Genomic DNA, 14,159 nt, shown 5'->3' on the forward strand with positions numbered 1-14,159 from the left:
ACGCCACCGCCCGCGCATAGCTGTCGGTGCCGCCACCGGCCTTATAGGGCAGAATGATGTTCACAGGGCGCCGCGGCTTCCATTCCGCAAAAGCGGCGGTGCCCGAAAGCGCCAATCCCGCTGTGGCCATAGTGGCAAGCTGTACAAATCGTCTACGTTCCATAGTGTCCTCCCGGTGATTGTGGCCCCGTTTGTGTTTTGTGGACCTCCAGATAAATTGCCAATCGGCACAACATGTTTCGTATCAGGGCGGCACAATAAGGTTGCTGCAATGTTGACAACACCTGCTGCAAATTTGGACGGACCTGCAAAACAAAGACCACGCCAGCCTGTCAAAACTTTTGGTACAGGACTTCGTCAACTGGGCCGGATCACTACGCTGATTTGTGCAATAGCTTGGGCTCAAAGGTTTCGCCTGACTTTCGGGTCACGCAACTTGCTAGGTGCTAACTCCGCTCTTCGGTTCGTCTATTTTTCCATATTGGTCCGAACAAATGTCACGAAGAAGATCGAGGAATGCACCCCGCGCTTTGTGAGGCCGGCGAAAATCAGGGAGGAAATAGGCGAGACTGATGTCGGCCTCCAACGAGAACCTTACAAGGGACACTTCGCTGGCAAGTTCAGGAGCAACCGCCGCCGGGTCAGCAAAGGTAAAGCCCATACCATTGCGAACAAATACGTGTGCAACTTCGGAACTTGATACTTCGTGCGTGATTTCCAGTACCGTGTTGGCGCCGTTCAGCGCTCGATCGACGGTTTGCCGAATAACCGTGTAGTCATCCAGAGAAATGTATCTTTCGTTTCTCAAGTCCTCTGGTGTCAGAACATCGCGCGTTGTCAGGGGATGTGCCTTGGGTAGCATGACTTGAAGCGGCGCGTTGGCCAGAAAGTGAACGTCCAAGTTCTCCACAGGTATAGGGATTGAACACACACCAACGTCAAACTTGCCGTGCAAAAGTCGCCGCCCGAATTCTCGGCGTGGGCAGGTTTCGACAATGAATTTCTGGGTCCTGTCCAACGCATCCATTTGCGCGAGCGCAGGAGCGACAAGACCGGTGTCGATGCGCGGCAGACACAAGATGCGCAGAGGGGGTTCCATGTCGGCCCGCGCCTGCGCGAAGGCTTCGGGTATGTTATCGATTGCGTTAATGATGCGCGAGGCTTCGGGCAGGAATATTTCTGCCTCATGAGTTGGTCGCAGGCGTTTGCGGGTCCGATGGAACAGGGTCTCCCCCACCTCTTCTTCCAGCAGGCGGATGAGTCGGCTGGCAGCGGGTTGGCTGACGTTGAGCATTTGTGCCGCGCGCGCCAATGTCGCATGTTCCATGATCAAAATAAACAGGCGCAATGATTTGATATTCATAACATTAAATCGGTATCATGATTTTTTTGGAAATACTAATCCATTAATTCAAATTTTTTTATCAACCTGGATGTCCTATCCAGGGTTCTATTGAACCGCTGGGGACGCTTGATGCCATTCAACACCTACCGCCCGGAACTCATGGGCAGCGCCACGCTCGATAAACCTGGCCCCTTTGTCTGCGGGTCGTGGACCTCTCTGACTCTGACATATACGGCGGGGCATTTCGGAATTGACGATCTAGGTGGGATCAAGGTCTCTATCCGTTCCGCGTCCGATCAGACGCCTCCGCAGTTCGATGATCCTAACGCCCCCGGCTATACGACAATTGCCGCCTCGAACGGGGCGAAGCTGAAGTATTGGTATCGCAAGAACAGCAATATCCGGCCGTGGGGCAACACCCTTTACATTCAATGTCTGAGTTTTCTGGCGGAGGGCGACACCATCACGGTGACAATGGGCGATACGTCGCAAGGCTCCCCGGGCATTCGGATGCAAACCTTTGTCGAACACGCCTATCAGTACCGCGTCCATGTGGATGCGTTTTCGACCTATGACTACGCGGTCTTGCCCGATGATCAGCAACCCAAGCTGCAATTGATACCTGGTCCGGCGGCTGTGCACCGCGCCGTGCTGCCATCGCTGCGCAAATCGAGCGATACCTTTGGCCTCGGGCTCAAGGCTGAAGACCGCTGGGGCAATCCGACGCCAGACGATAAGGGCACTTATTTCTTGCGCGCGTCGCGGCCGGTACAGGGTTTGCCCGATTCCGTAGACATGAGTGCGAGTAACGGCGGCGCACTGCGGCTAGACGGGCTAAAAGTCGCTAGTCCCGGTGATCTGTTCGTCGAGATGATCAATGACGCAGGCGAGGTTGTTGCCAAATCCAACACGCTGCGCTCATCAGAAGAGACCCCCTTCCGCCATTTCTGGTCAGACATGCACGGCCAGAGCGGAGAGACTATCGGAACCAATACCGCACGACAGTATTTCGAGTTCGGACGCGACAAGGCTTTCATCGACATTTGCGGGCATCAGGGCAACGACTTCCAGATCACCGATACATTCTGGCAGGAGCTGAACGAGCTGACAGCCGAGCTGAACGATCCCGGTCACTATCTGACTATTCCTGGATATGAATGGTCTGGTAATACCTCAGTCGGTGGTGATCATAACGTCTGGTATCGCAGCGAAGGTCGCCCGATTTATCGTGCACAGCGCTCGCTTGTGATGGACGCATCCACTGACGAGAACACCTGTATCGACGCGCATGAATTGTTTGGCCGACTCAAGGACGAAGACGCGCTTATCGTAGCCCATGTGGGCGGCCGTTATGCGGATGTATCCTTCGCCCATGACGCCAATCTGGAGCCATCGGTCGAAGTGCATTCGTCGTGGGGAACGTTCGACTGGATTTTCGAAGACGCCTATCAGGCCGGTTATCGGGTTGGGATCGTTGCAGCTTCGGACGGGCACAAGGGTCGTATTGGGGCCAGCTATCCCGGTTCCGGCAAGTTCGGCTCACTGGGCGGGTTGACCTGCCACCTAATGCCAGAGCTGGAACGCGACGACCTGTTCGAGGCCTTTCGTCATCGCCGCCATTACGCCACCACCGGATGCCGACCCTATATCGACGTTCGCATTGAAGGGCTAAAGGCCGGTCGGAGGCGGCTGCATTCTGGCGGCACTGAAGCGGTCGAGACCGCCGTTATCGGTGACATCCTGACCTGCTCCAATTCCGAGGTGACCCTGGATATCGACATCTCCGCCCACGCGGGCATCGAACGGATTGAAGTAAAAGATGGCCTGGACGTTCTGGCTCATATTCGTACCGACCTGGACAAACGGCAGTCGGGCAACCGCGTACGCGTTCAATGCGAGGGCGCTGAGTACCGTGGGCGAAGCCGGCGGGTGGACTGGGATGTTTCTCTGAAATTGGACGGGGTTGAACCCCGTGGAACGCAAGCCGTCAACTTCTGGAATGCCGATTGCGAGGTTGTTACCGAAAGCAACACCATCAATTGGAGCTATGTCACGACGGGTGGTGCTCATGCTGTCGATATCTGGCTGGATGACGCATCCAAAGGAAAGATTGCGTTCATTAGCAACGTCACCGATTTCGAAATCGAACTGGCCGCCCTGGGTTCAGAAGACTTGCTCCAAGAATGCGGCGGCTTGGGCAAAGCCGTGCGGGTTACCCGTTTGCCTGACGACAGCATGCCACGGAGCCTAACCGAACAGATCTTTGTGCCACTCACCCCCGAAACCGAACGCTGCCTGTTCATTCGGGTCGTCTTCGAGGACGGCCACATCGCATGGACAAGTCCTATTTATGTGACCGCAACCAAAAGGAGTGGCCTCGGTCCAACGCCGTAACACGAGGTGTGATGACGACACTGTGAATGGCCCTAGTGTCTGCAGATCTGCAAACCCATGTGGCTACAACCGAAGATGCCATGACAGCGATGAGAGCTACCACTCGGGCTGATGTCTCCATCGATGTACTTTCATGAGTGACCGCTTGAGCAAAACAACTAGCAGCCCCTAGCTTGCGGCGAGTAATTGCTTCCTGCTTGATGGTTCCTCGCTTTCAAATGGTCGAGAGTTTAGCGACCTGAAGGTCCGCTTATCTGCCGGTGCCAAGCCTTGTTGGCATCCGCAGGGAATGTCCGGAAAACCGCCATTCTTCATGGCTTTCACAATTTGTTGTGCCTTGAAGAGACTTCCAAAGGGTCATTTATTTGCTGAAGAGCTGTTTGAATCAGATTTTCAACATCTGCCAAGCTCATCCCATGCTGAAGCGTCAGGACACGAATGATTTCTCCTTTTTTTGTTTTTGGGACCGTAAAGTCCACATCCATCAAATTCACTAGAATCAGGACGCGACTTCGAGTTCTCCAGTTGAGCCAAGGCCTCCCTTAAGACCCCGTCAGATCTCCCACCATCAAGAGAAATCTCGCGTTTCGATCTTTGCGGTTTGGCATTTCGGTTCCCGACAGGTACACCATTTGCTTTCAAAATTTTTGATATCTTGCTGTCACCAATACCATGGGTTTTTCTGAGCTAGCGATAATTCATATCCCGTTCAGTGTATTGGTCGCAAACCAAACGATCGAAAGTGTCCGTCCGGTGAAGCTGACCTAACGCGTTTGATAGAGGGTGTCTAAGTGTCCACCATCGATAGCGGACACCAAGGGGCACTCTATGAACAAGCGGAAGAAGCGGTTTTGGTCGGATGATGAGAAGCGGGAGATTTGTCAGCAGGCGTCGCTGCCGGAATTGATCGACGTTTCGGCAGAGCCGATCTTTTTTCCGGTGGAAGTTGGCTCTGAGTTTCCTGACACCCCTGCCCCGATGTCTGGTGCTTTGGAACCGGCGCTCGCGCCTATCTCTTCCGGCCGGATCGAGATTGAGCTTGCCGGGGGCCATAAGATCAGCGCCGAGGCCGGGTTTGATCCCGATGTTCTGGCGCGACTGCTCAAAGGTATCATCCATTGATCCCGGTCCCGAGCAACACGCGGATGTGGCTGGCATCAGGTGTTACGGACATGCGGCGGGGCTTCAATACGCTGGCATCGCAGGGCGAGAAGGTTCTGGAGGAAGATCCATATTCCGGGCATCTGTTTGTGTTCAGAGGCCGCCGCGATGATCTGTTGAAGATCATCTGGTGGGATCGGCAAGGAGCGTATCTGTACTCCAAGCGTTTGGAGAAAGGCCGGTTCCTCTGGCCCGCAGCAAAGGATGGTAAGATCTGCGTGACGCCTGCGCAGTTATCGATGTTGCTGGAGGGAATCGACTGGCGGACGCGGCAAAAGACCTGGCGACCTCTGAGCACGGGATAGATCAATAAACACAGGTGTTTGATCTCCTTGGGGATTCACCTGACCCAGCTGATCCGGTATAGGATCGGCGATGCTGAATGGCCTCAATACTGGGTCCGATGACCTTTCTGAGCCGCGCCGCGCCAACACCCCTCTCAGCTTTGCTGACGACGTCGTTCTGATTACTGATCGCTCTTTAAGCCCTGCCGATGTCCGCAACGCTCATAAGCTGCATGAGTTTCGCAGGCACCCAGACCCGGAGGCCGACGCGTCAATATCGGTGCTACTCGAAACGCTTGGTTTCGAAACAACTGTTGCGAATTTGGTAGCGGTCAGCGGTCTCGAGGGGCGTGGGTTTCGCGCGGTCTTTCGCGTCGTTTACGATGGCCAGGCTCGTGATCGGCCCCGCTCTAGATGTCCAGTTTGATTGTTAGTGCATGACTGGCCTTTGGTCCATTGGGACGACGGTTTCCGGGGCTGGTGGTCGATGACCCAGAGCACTATGTGGTCGTTTGGGGTTGTAGTGTTTTCTCCATTGTTCGATCAGGATTTGTGCCTCGCGCAGGTTGTAGAAGACCTCTCCGTTTAAGAGCTCGCCGCGGAACCAGGCGTTGAAGCTTTCGCAGTATCCGTTCTCCCAAGGGCTTCCTGGCTGGATGTAAGCCGTCTTGGCACCGACAGCCGCGATCCAGTCCTGAACGGCCTTGGCAATGAACTCCGGGCCGTTGTCAGACCGGATGTATGCAGGCACGCCGTGAAGGATGAACAGGTCGCTCAAGGCTTCAATGACATCGCCGGAGTTCAGTTTTGGCTTCACCTTGATCGTCCCGCTGCCCGGCAGGCGCATGCATAGCGTGCTGCCGAAAGGGGGCATTCCCGGCTGTGTACGTCGAGGATGTTAAAGGTGCGAAGCACCTTCCCGTCATCGGTCCTGCAATGCACAAAGTCGTAGCTTCAGACATGGTTTCGACGTTCTGGGCGCAGCCGGACACAGGATCCGTCATTTAGGTGAGCCTGCGAACGCCGCCCCTTCTTCGGTTGTTTCATTGGGACTTTCACGTAGATTGTCGACGTGTTCGCCGTCAGCCAGATGGACCGGGCGTCCATCAGCGTCTCGGTCATGGCGATTTGATTGACCTCAAGCCCCGTGCTGCGAAATCCGTTCAAAAAACCCTGAATTGCCGCAACTGGAATCCCATCCAGAAAGGCCGTCGTCGCCCGGATCAGGTCGAGATTGTCATAGAGTTTCTGCACCGTGTCATCGCTGGGCATACCCTCGAAGAATTCGAGCGCTCCCAGCGAACAGGTCTCAACCTCATCCGGCGTTGTGACACTGTCGGGAATGGCGGCGGAGTATTTCGGTGATTGAGTGAAGCTCACCGAAGCCATAGTGCAAAATGCCGCAACAAAAAAGATCGGCTCTCATGTCTCTCTCCTCAAAATGAAGATCAGTCAGAAATCTTTTCCATGTCAGGAAGGATCCAACCGCTTTGCAGCCAGCCGTCTTCCGGGCCGTAAAGGCGGAAGAGTAGGAAGTATGGTTCTGTTGTCGGGATCCAGTTGCTTTCTTTTCCTTCCGGTGCAGTAGGGCCAAAATAGATGTCGTATGAACCATCGTCGTTCACCTGCATTGTGTCTGCGTCTCGTGACGAGAGGCCAACAGGATCAACGTTGCGGATGAAGCTTTTGGTCTCCATCGAATAGACGATGACCGACCAGAAATCCCGCGCGGGCGTGTCGGCGGGTACGTTAAGCTTGTATGTCGCGTTGTGGTCATACATGTCACCGGCACTGTCGCGCAGACCAGTCAGGTAAAAGGTCCCGCCGCCAAGGTTCTTGGGCAGGTACGTGATCCAGAAATAACTGCCGCCTGCACGGTCATCCACCAGCACTTCGGTGTCGGTTTCATACGGGAATCCGGCCTCTGGCTGACCTTCGGCAAAATCCCAGACCAGCCACTGGTTTTTCAGATCTCCATTCTCATCGACCCAAAGCGGCACGGTTGCCAGCCCCGGTTCGACAAAGTACCGCTGCATCGCGGCATACGCCAGAACGAGGCCTTCGTTCATAGCTTGGATTTGCCGCTCATTCGGTTCAAATGGTTGACCTTTTTCGATCCCGAGATCTTTCAGAAAGTTCACCATGATCTTGTCCTGGGGACGGATCGGGTTGTTCTGAACATAATCGTTCAGGTCCTGAAAATAGGTGTGATTGTAGTAAGGAAGCGAGTCGTACGGCACCTCTGAGGCTTCGTGATACGTGTTGGGCGGGGGATTATCCGCCTCGGATAGGTAATAGATCTTGATTGTCTGGGCATACTCGGCGGCGTCGAGATCCGTTGCGCCATTGTACAGACGAGGCCGGAATGAAAATCCGTACTCATAGGTGTCTGTTTCAAAGGGCATGTATCCGGCAGCGGAAAGCTCTTCCAAACTCTGGTCGTCGTAGCCCGGCGGAAGCATCAGGTATTTGCCACCTTCGCCCTTGTCGAAACCGTCCGGGCCGACATCGGCGATCGGTGTATCCCAGGCATTCACGATCGATCCGAAATAGCTGACCTTATCGGTCGCCGCAGGCACTTCAATCACAAGCGGCCCGGGCTCCGAAGTCATTGAAGACCATGCGTAGGCAGTAACGTCATTGGCAGTGAGCATTCCGTGCTTGGAATCCATCGGCGCGTTGAGATAAGCGATATCGTTGTAGTCGCCGCCAAAATCCCGCCGAATACCCTTGAGAAAGTCGATCATGCCCGCCGCTGGCATGCCCCAGATGGCAGCCTGTGTCGCGCGCTGAACCATCATTTGATACTCGATATCCTCAACCTGCGCCGAACGGGCCAGGATGTCTCCTGTATCGTTGAAGGTTTGGGCATAGGCGGTTGGGCTGGCAATCGCCACAGCAGCAATCACGGCAAAGGATGCGAGAACAGGTTTCATGGCAATTTCCTTGGCAAACAGATGGATAGCATTCGCTGAAGTCTAGCCAAGATTATTAAACTCGGCGTATCATTTCACGACAATCCCTGCGTTGGAGAATTCTTGATGTCTCTTCCTTCGATGATTTCAGCAAAAGCTTTGGGCGCAATGCCACAGTTCACGCTGGAGCAAATTGGGGAAAAAGCACTGGACCGCGCCCTCGTAAAGGCGGGATTGCCACACAAATTCATTGAAGCCAGGGATGGCTATATTCCAAAAAACGCGCTTGCAATCTTCATCGACCAAGTTGCTCGTGAACTGGGTGAGGGCAATATAGGCTTGGTTTGGGCACCGGCGTTGACCGTTGCAGATTACGGTGCTTGGGGTGGATACGTTCTGGGTGCACCTACGCTTGGCGCTGCCTTGATCCGCGCCCAAAGCGTAATGCCCTACCATTCCTCAATGGACAAAACCAACTTCAGAATACACAACGATCTCGTTGGATACGAATATCAGTTCGGCCTAAAAGAACACGCCGCATATCCAAACATCGCATTTTCCGCGGTTGGCGCTGTTCTCAGCATTTTTTACCATTTTCTCGGTAAGTCATGGCGGCCGCGTCAGATCTTTTGTGACTTGCCGCGCTTGCAGGCTCGCGAAGAAGTAGAATCCACATTCGGTTGCCCCGTTTTGTGGAACAAGGATCGGTTAGAGATATGGTTCGAAAGGTCCGCTCTGTCAGTTGTTTCACCGCACCAAATGACCAAAAGGACAACCCTCGAAGACATAAAGCGCGAACGCGTGGTTGGACCGCCGTCAAGTTTTCCCGAGATCGTGTCACGTGTATTGCAACTACAAATCGCGTCGGGAGGGATAGACCTCAATGCGGCCGCACGCTCGTTGGACATCGGCCCTCGATCCCTGCAACGGCGGCTTCAATCCGAAGGTGCCAGTTTCCGCGCGCTTGCAAACCGCGCCAAAACTGCGCGAGCCATTGAGCTTCTGAACGAGGGTTTTTTGTCTGTACAAGAGATCGCAACGGATTTGGGATATGAGAATTCCCAGAACTTCAGTCGCGCATTTCGACGAAATTTGGGAGTACCGCCTTCAGCGTACGTTTCGCGCTGACTGCCCTTTTCCTCGTGGCTGCGAGTCTGCCTCGTGTTTCGAAGCACGCTAATGTGAAACTTGGGGGAACGGCAGCTAAGTGGGCTGCAACTGTGGCATCTCGGTTGGTTGCTGGATGTCGGCTGTCGGTCGCGAGTAATGGCGATCCTGATGACCCGGCGCATAGATGCTGCGCTGCCTCTGAGGTCAGCTGAGAACCCCATCGCCGACTTTGCCGCGTGAGGAACAACAGAATGGTTTTGAGTACTCCCGAAGCGGTTGGGTTAGAAGTTGGTTTCAACTCTCGCCCAATACGCAAGATGGGTGCGCAACAGTTTTTTTGAAAAATTCAGAATAATTCAATAAATGCTATGTATATATGAATCGCTTGGTATGGTGGCGTTATGAACTCACTAACCAGAATAACGCGAGGTGTACGAGTCGCCTTTAGAGATGGCAGGGTGAAGGGCCTTCTTGCTTTCACAACTGGTATGATCCTATGGGCGTCGGTGTTTTACCATTATGTCGAAGGATGGAGTTGGCTCGATTCCATCTACTTTTCCGTCGTGACAATTTCGACTGTGGGGTTTGGCGATTTTTCCCCTGAAACCGCGGCAGGGAAAATCTTTACGATGTTCTATATCATCGTGGGTCTTGGGGTCTTTGTGACTGCAGCGACCACGGTGGCAGACACAATCCTTTCTCAGGATGACAAAAAAGAGGACAATTAGGTTTTGGCCCAATGGGCCAATGCGAGTTTGTTCGCAAGCATTACTTCGGCCGAACGGCCCTGCCGCAAGCGGGATTCACGAGAGTCTTCAAGTTGCTGCAAGATTCTCCATGATTTAAAAATATACATATTACGTTTTTTGAGTGTAATATTCAGAAAACAAATGTGGAGGGATAGGATGGAAAAGACCCAGGACGCGAAGATTGTAGATCTCGCGATACGCTTGCTGTTTCTCGGACTTTTCCTTTACAGCGCTTTGGTAATGGTCGCTCCGCTGGCAAGCGTAGTCATATGGGCAACGATCCTGTGCGTCGCACTCTATCCGGCATTCGATTGGCTGCAGTCCAAGTTAGGCGGGCGGAAGAAACTTGCCACGACGATACTGGTTTTGCTGGGCCTCGTACTGACGTTGGGGCCGGTCGCAACAGCGGTATCCGGAGCTGCCGAACTTGGGTCTGAATTTGCGGAACAAGCTGACAAGGGCGAGCTAAGAATCCCACCTGCCCCTGAGGGCCTCAAGGAACTGCCGCTGGTCGGAAACAAGATTGCTGAAGCCTGGGGCTTGTTCGAGCGAAACCTGGATGGCGCACTCGCCAAATACGGTGCGCAGATTCTTGAGATCACAAAATCGCTGTTCGGAAAGGTGTTGGGCATCGGTATCGGGCTTCTTGGCTTAGCTTTGTCCGTGTTGATTATGGGAGCGTTGTTCAGCCCCGGGCCAAATTTGGTCCAGGGTCTTCAACGCTTTGCGAACCGTGTCTTCGCACCACGCGGCGGTGAATTCGTAACACTGGCAGGCGCAACGATTCGGAATGTGACAAAAGGCGTGATTGGCGTAGCAGCCATTCAGGCAGTCTTCGTTTGGATACTGTTGGCTTTGTTTGGGATTTCTTCGGCCGCCACGCTGGCATTTATCTGCCTGATCCTCTCGATTATTCAAATCGGGCCCGGATTAGTTCTTATACCGGTTATTATCTACGCATGGAGTTCCATGTCTGGCGGAACTGCTTTGATCTTCACCATACTGGCCGTCCCCGTCATGATAATGGACAGTTTCCTAAGACCTGTGTTCATCTCAAAAGGCCTCGAGACTCCCATGTTGGTTATACTCATCGGTGTTCTCGGAGGTATGATGGCGTACGGTTTGGTCGGCGTATTTATGGGGCCGGTACTGTTCGCTGTCTTTTACGAACTGTTCAAGGTCTGGATTGACGCGCCCGCAGAAGCCGAAAGCGCCGCTGAAGGAGCGGCGAAATGAGAAAGACTATATGGACCACTCTGGCCGTCATTCTTGTTTTTCTGGTCTGGTACCTTGTCGCTGACCGAAAAACGCCGTTTACCGGGAACGCCAGAGTAAAAGCCATTGCGACCCAGATCGTGCCGCAGGTCACCGGAACAGTGACCGAGGTTCTTGTCGAAAACGGTCAAATTGTCTCGGCCGGTGATGTTCTGGTTCGGATTGACTCCAGGCCTTACGAAATTGAACGCGACAAGGCGGAAGCTGATCTTGAAGCAGCCACGCAGGAGGTGGGTGCGTCCTCGGCTGAGGTGCGGGCCGCACAAGCCAAGCTGGCGCGGGCCCAGAGTGATCTGGACACGATGCGCGTTCAAACCGAGCGTGTTTTTGCGCTGGAAAAGAAGGGATTGATCGCCGTCTCAAAGGCCGATGATGCCCGAGGTCAACTGGCAGAGTCCGAGGCGAATTATGAGAACGCCAAAGCGGATCTGGAAAAAGCAAAGCAGAGGCTGGGTGACGACGGGATTGAAAATCCGAAAATCCAGCGCGCACTGGCTGCCTTGGCGGATGCAGAACTAAACCTTGAATGGACTGAACTGCGTGCTCCGGCGACGGGCGTCATATCCAATCTGTTGATCGCCCCCGGGACCTATGCGCGATCCGGTCAGGATCTTTTGACGTTTCTGGATGCAACAGACGTTTGGATCGAGGCGTATTTCACCGAAAACAACCTCGGCCGGGCTGCGGTGGGGTCTCCCGTAGATGTCGTGCTGGATATGCACCCGGGCCAGATTGTTCCGGGCGTGATCGAAAGTTTCAGCGCGGCTGTGTCCTTGAGCGGCGGAGATGAACCGGGTCAGTTAGCGAGCCCGCCTAGTACCAAAGGGTTTCTGCGAGAACCAGAACGGTTCCCGGTCCGGATTGTGCTGCCGGGGTATGAGGCCGGAAGTGCCGAAGATGATCTGCGCTTCCAGCTCAACGGGCAGGCCGATGTGATCATGTATTTGAGCGACAATTCCCTGCTGAACGTGGTCGGTCGGACCTATATCCGTTTGGTTTCAATTCTGTCCTATGCCTACTGAGGACCGAAAATCCGTTTTTCGGCTAGCGCTGGGTGTGACCGGCTTTTTCGCCTTGGGCTTGTTTCTAGGCTGGCCATTGGCAGTTGTCGGGGCAGTTTTTGCCGCGCTGTTCCTACAAGCGCCCGCCGCCCTGCCGTTGGCGGCTTTCGCAAAGCTGTTTGTTTTCTCAATCGGGTTGATGTTCATCTCATTCCTGTTGTCGTCAGTCTTTGCGCCCTACCCCGTGGTATTCCTTATTCTGGTGGCCATCGGAATAATCCTGTCCTTCATGTGGTCGGTTTCGGGGGCTGGTGTTTTACCTGGCGTCATAGCCCTCATGGGGGCATTGATGATCCCGAACCTTGTTTTGCAATCGCAAGATCTGGCTTTGGTGCTCGTGTTTTGGATACCGATGAACCTGCTATTTGCTGGGTTCGTATCGACGCTGATGTTTGTGTTGATACCAGCCGAACCTCAAACAGCCGCTCAAAACAAGGCCGACGCGCCACCAGACTTTGACCCGTATCGCCGGATCGTCAGAATGTCGCTTGTGACGGTACCATTTGCCATGGCATTTTTTGTGTCCGGCGCGTCAGCCTTATTGGTTCTGTTTTTTGTCGCCCTACTGAGCCAACAACTGGCAGCCATGCCGTCAATGGGAAAAGCCGTCGCCAAAGCCATGCTAACGGCAAACCTGCTTGGGGCAGCGGTGTCGATCATTTGCTATGAGGTAAACGTGATCGCACCGGTTATTCTGACGCCCATCATGTTGTGTCTGTTCTTCTGCTTCGCCCTCGGAGCGCTTGGAAAATCTCAGGTCCCGCTCGCAGCCGCCGCCGGCTCGGCGTTGACAACGGTTCTGATCGTGTACGGCGGGTCGATTGCCCCGTTTTCAGATGAGGCCGACGTCAAAAGTATCACTCGCGTTTTGCAAGTCGCGGGGGCCGCCTTCTTCGTGATTATCGCTTATGTCATAGTAGACGGGTTCTGGCCGGAGAGAAAAAAGCAGGTTTCATGAGGTGCCTGAAGTAAAGTGTTCAGCCGTCCACTCCAGCAACAAGCAAGATGCCCTTCGAAATCAGCGTTGCTATCTTTGCAAAAGGCAGCGCCGAACGCAGCAGGATCACCTTTCAGGTCGTCACCGATGACCGCCAGCTTGACCCCGTACGCGCAATCAAAAAGGTCTGCACGCTACACGGCGTCCCCGCCTGGGCGCGCGAAGCGCTTGTTCATGGCCCCGCCCTGGAAAGAGATTCTTGTTGACGACGCTGAGCGCCGCCATGACCTTGAAACCGTAGTTCAGGAACATCGTCGAATTACAGACGCTTTGGATGCCTTTGGATACCACATCGAAGTGTTCGCGGCACTGTGTTTTGAGCCTGCGCCGCCAAGCGTGGTTTGGCTGTAGGCACCACAAGTCGGGTATGATACCGCCCAGAGCGGTCTACGAGGTGACGAACTTTGCCTGCCATGGAGACACCTTTTGTAACCAAAGTTGTAACTTTCAAACGGACAAACGTCCTTACTTGCAAAGGTTTTCTTTGATATCAAAAGGTTAGAATGGTGCGGGTGGAGGGACTTGAACCCCCACGACTTGCGTCGCCAGAACCTAAATCTGGTGCGTCTACCAATTTCGCCACACCCGCAACCTTGACACGCTGTGCCAGAATGAGGGGGTGAATAGCAAAGCTTTCGGCGGAGTGCGAGAGGAAAAATTGCGCCGCGAGCAAGATTATTGACAGCGGATGCGCAACAATCTTCGCGGCCTCTCGCGGAGTGCTTGAAAAGTTTGGGAGGTTTAGGGTCAGGATCTGTAATTTGTGGAGCTCGGCGGTGTTTCCCTTGAGGGTTTCAAGGATCTGTCCGCACTGATTGCTGTGAGGCGACCGTGCTGTATCGGGTTTCACAAGGCCGAACGTTGCATT

General features: G+C 54.1%; 11 protein-coding genes, 1 tRNA gene and 1 pseudogene. 9 read left to right on the plus strand and 4 right to left on the minus strand.

What is annotated here, in order from left to right; genetic code table 11:
- Positions 1–439: 439 nt before the first annotated feature.
- Complete coding sequence (locus MHN28_RS24250; RefSeq protein WP_239345566.1) at positions 440–1,363, minus strand: LysR family transcriptional regulator; 924 nt, start codon at positions 1,361–1,363, stop codon at positions 440–442.
- Positions 1,364–1,474: 111 nt separating this feature from the next.
- On the opposite strand from MHN28_RS24250, the gene MHN28_RS24255 reads away from it, so the two are divergent.
- From MHN28_RS24255 to tnpB, 3 genes are all read left to right on the plus strand, one after another.
- Positions 1,475–3,739, plus strand: coding sequence for a DUF3604 domain-containing protein (locus MHN28_RS24255; protein ID WP_239345568.1), 2,265 nt, complete (start codon positions 1,475–1,477; stop codon positions 3,737–3,739).
- Between the two features lie 828 nt (positions 3,740–4,567).
- Positions 4,568–4,861 (plus strand): hypothetical protein, encoded by a 294-nt coding sequence (locus MHN28_RS24260; protein WP_239345569.1) that lies wholly within the window; start codon positions 4,568–4,570, stop codon positions 4,859–4,861.
- Entirely contained in the window at positions 4,858–5,205 is a 348-nt protein-coding gene (gene tnpB / locus MHN28_RS24265) for an IS66 family insertion sequence element accessory protein TnpB (RefSeq protein WP_239345571.1), read from the plus strand. The genes MHN28_RS24260 and tnpB overlap by 4 nt, the downstream gene beginning before the upstream one ends.
- Before the next feature lie 409 nt (positions 5,206–5,614).
- Here tnpB and MHN28_RS24270 read toward each other — a convergent pair.
- Both MHN28_RS24270 and MHN28_RS24275 read right to left on the minus strand, forming a co-directional pair.
- Positions 5,615–6,243: pseudogene (locus tag MHN28_RS24270) on the minus strand (integrase core domain-containing protein); the annotation flags it as partial.
- Positions 6,244–6,632: 389 nt separating this feature from the next.
- Positions 6,633–8,120: a DUF1214 domain-containing protein gene (locus tag MHN28_RS24275; RefSeq protein ID WP_239345572.1), complete on the minus strand. Its 1,488-nt coding sequence runs from the start codon at positions 8,118–8,120 to the stop codon at positions 6,633–6,635.
- A 105-nt stretch (positions 8,121–8,225) separates the two neighbouring features.
- Here MHN28_RS24275 and MHN28_RS24280 point away from each other — a divergent pair, with 105 nt between their 5' ends.
- The 6 genes from MHN28_RS24280 (at position 8,226) to MHN28_RS24305 (ending at position 13,642) form a co-directional block, all read left to right on the plus strand.
- Entirely contained in the window at positions 8,226–9,227 is a 1,002-nt protein-coding gene (locus tag MHN28_RS24280) for an AraC family transcriptional regulator (RefSeq protein WP_239345573.1), read from the plus strand.
- A gap of 440 nt (positions 9,228–9,667) precedes the next feature.
- On the plus strand, positions 9,668–9,937 hold the full coding sequence (locus MHN28_RS24285) for a potassium channel family protein (RefSeq protein WP_239345575.1): 270 nt from the start codon (positions 9,668–9,670) through the stop codon (positions 9,935–9,937).
- Between the two features lie 3 nt (positions 9,938–9,940).
- Positions 9,941–11,194: an AI-2E family transporter gene (locus tag MHN28_RS24290; RefSeq protein WP_239345576.1), complete on the plus strand. Its 1,254-nt coding sequence runs from the start codon at positions 9,941–9,943 to the stop codon at positions 11,192–11,194.
- Positions 11,191–12,255 (plus strand): HlyD family secretion protein, encoded by a 1,065-nt coding sequence (locus tag MHN28_RS24295; RefSeq protein ID WP_239345578.1) that lies wholly within the window; start codon positions 11,191–11,193, stop codon positions 12,253–12,255. Before MHN28_RS24290 ends, MHN28_RS24295 begins: the two co-directional genes overlap by 4 nt.
- The gene (locus MHN28_RS24300) at positions 12,245–13,252 is read left to right on the plus strand and encodes a DUF2955 domain-containing protein (RefSeq protein WP_255733653.1); all 1,008 of its coding nucleotides are present in this window, start codon (positions 12,245–12,247) and stop codon (positions 13,250–13,252) included. Before MHN28_RS24295 ends, MHN28_RS24300 begins: the two co-directional genes overlap by 11 nt.
- A gap of 126 nt (positions 13,253–13,378) precedes the next feature.
- Positions 13,379–13,642, plus strand: a complete 264-nt coding sequence (locus MHN28_RS24305) for an AAA family ATPase (protein WP_370645807.1) — start codon at positions 13,379–13,381, stop codon at positions 13,640–13,642.
- Between the two features lie 153 nt (positions 13,643–13,795).
- Here the strand turns inward: MHN28_RS24305 and MHN28_RS24310 are convergent.
- A tRNA-Leu gene (locus MHN28_RS24310) sits at positions 13,796–13,880 on the minus strand.
- Between the last annotated feature and the right edge of the window lie 279 nt (positions 13,881–14,159).

The organism is Ruegeria sp. Ofav3-42 (assembly GCF_022347725.1).
In the GTDB taxonomy this organism is placed as follows: Bacteria; Pseudomonadota; Alphaproteobacteria; order Rhodobacterales; family Rhodobacteraceae; genus Ruegeria.

Coding starts and splice junctions, on each gene's coding strand:
- MHN28_RS24295 (WP_239345578.1), top strand. CDS start 11,191: ATGAGAAAGACTATATGGACCACTCTGGCCGTCATTCTTGTTTTTCTG.
- MHN28_RS24275 (WP_239345572.1), bottom strand. CDS start 8,120: ATGAAACCTGTTCTCGCATCCTTTGCCGTGATTGCTGCTGTGGCGATT.
- MHN28_RS24255 (WP_239345568.1), top strand. CDS start 1,475: ATGCCATTCAACACCTACCGCCCGGAACTCATGGGCAGCGCCACGCTC.
- MHN28_RS24305 (WP_370645807.1), top strand. CDS start 13,379: ATGACCGCCAGCTTGACCCCGTACGCGCAATCAAAAAGGTCTGCACGC.
- MHN28_RS24250 (WP_239345566.1), bottom strand. CDS start 1,363: ATGAATATCAAATCATTGCGCCTGTTTATTTTGATCATGGAACATGCG.
- MHN28_RS24300 (WP_255733653.1), top strand. CDS start 12,245: ATGCCTACTGAGGACCGAAAATCCGTTTTTCGGCTAGCGCTGGGTGTG.
- MHN28_RS24260 (WP_239345569.1), top strand. CDS start 4,568: ATGAACAAGCGGAAGAAGCGGTTTTGGTCGGATGATGAGAAGCGGGAG.
- MHN28_RS24280 (WP_239345573.1), top strand. CDS start 8,226: ATGTCTCTTCCTTCGATGATTTCAGCAAAAGCTTTGGGCGCAATGCCA.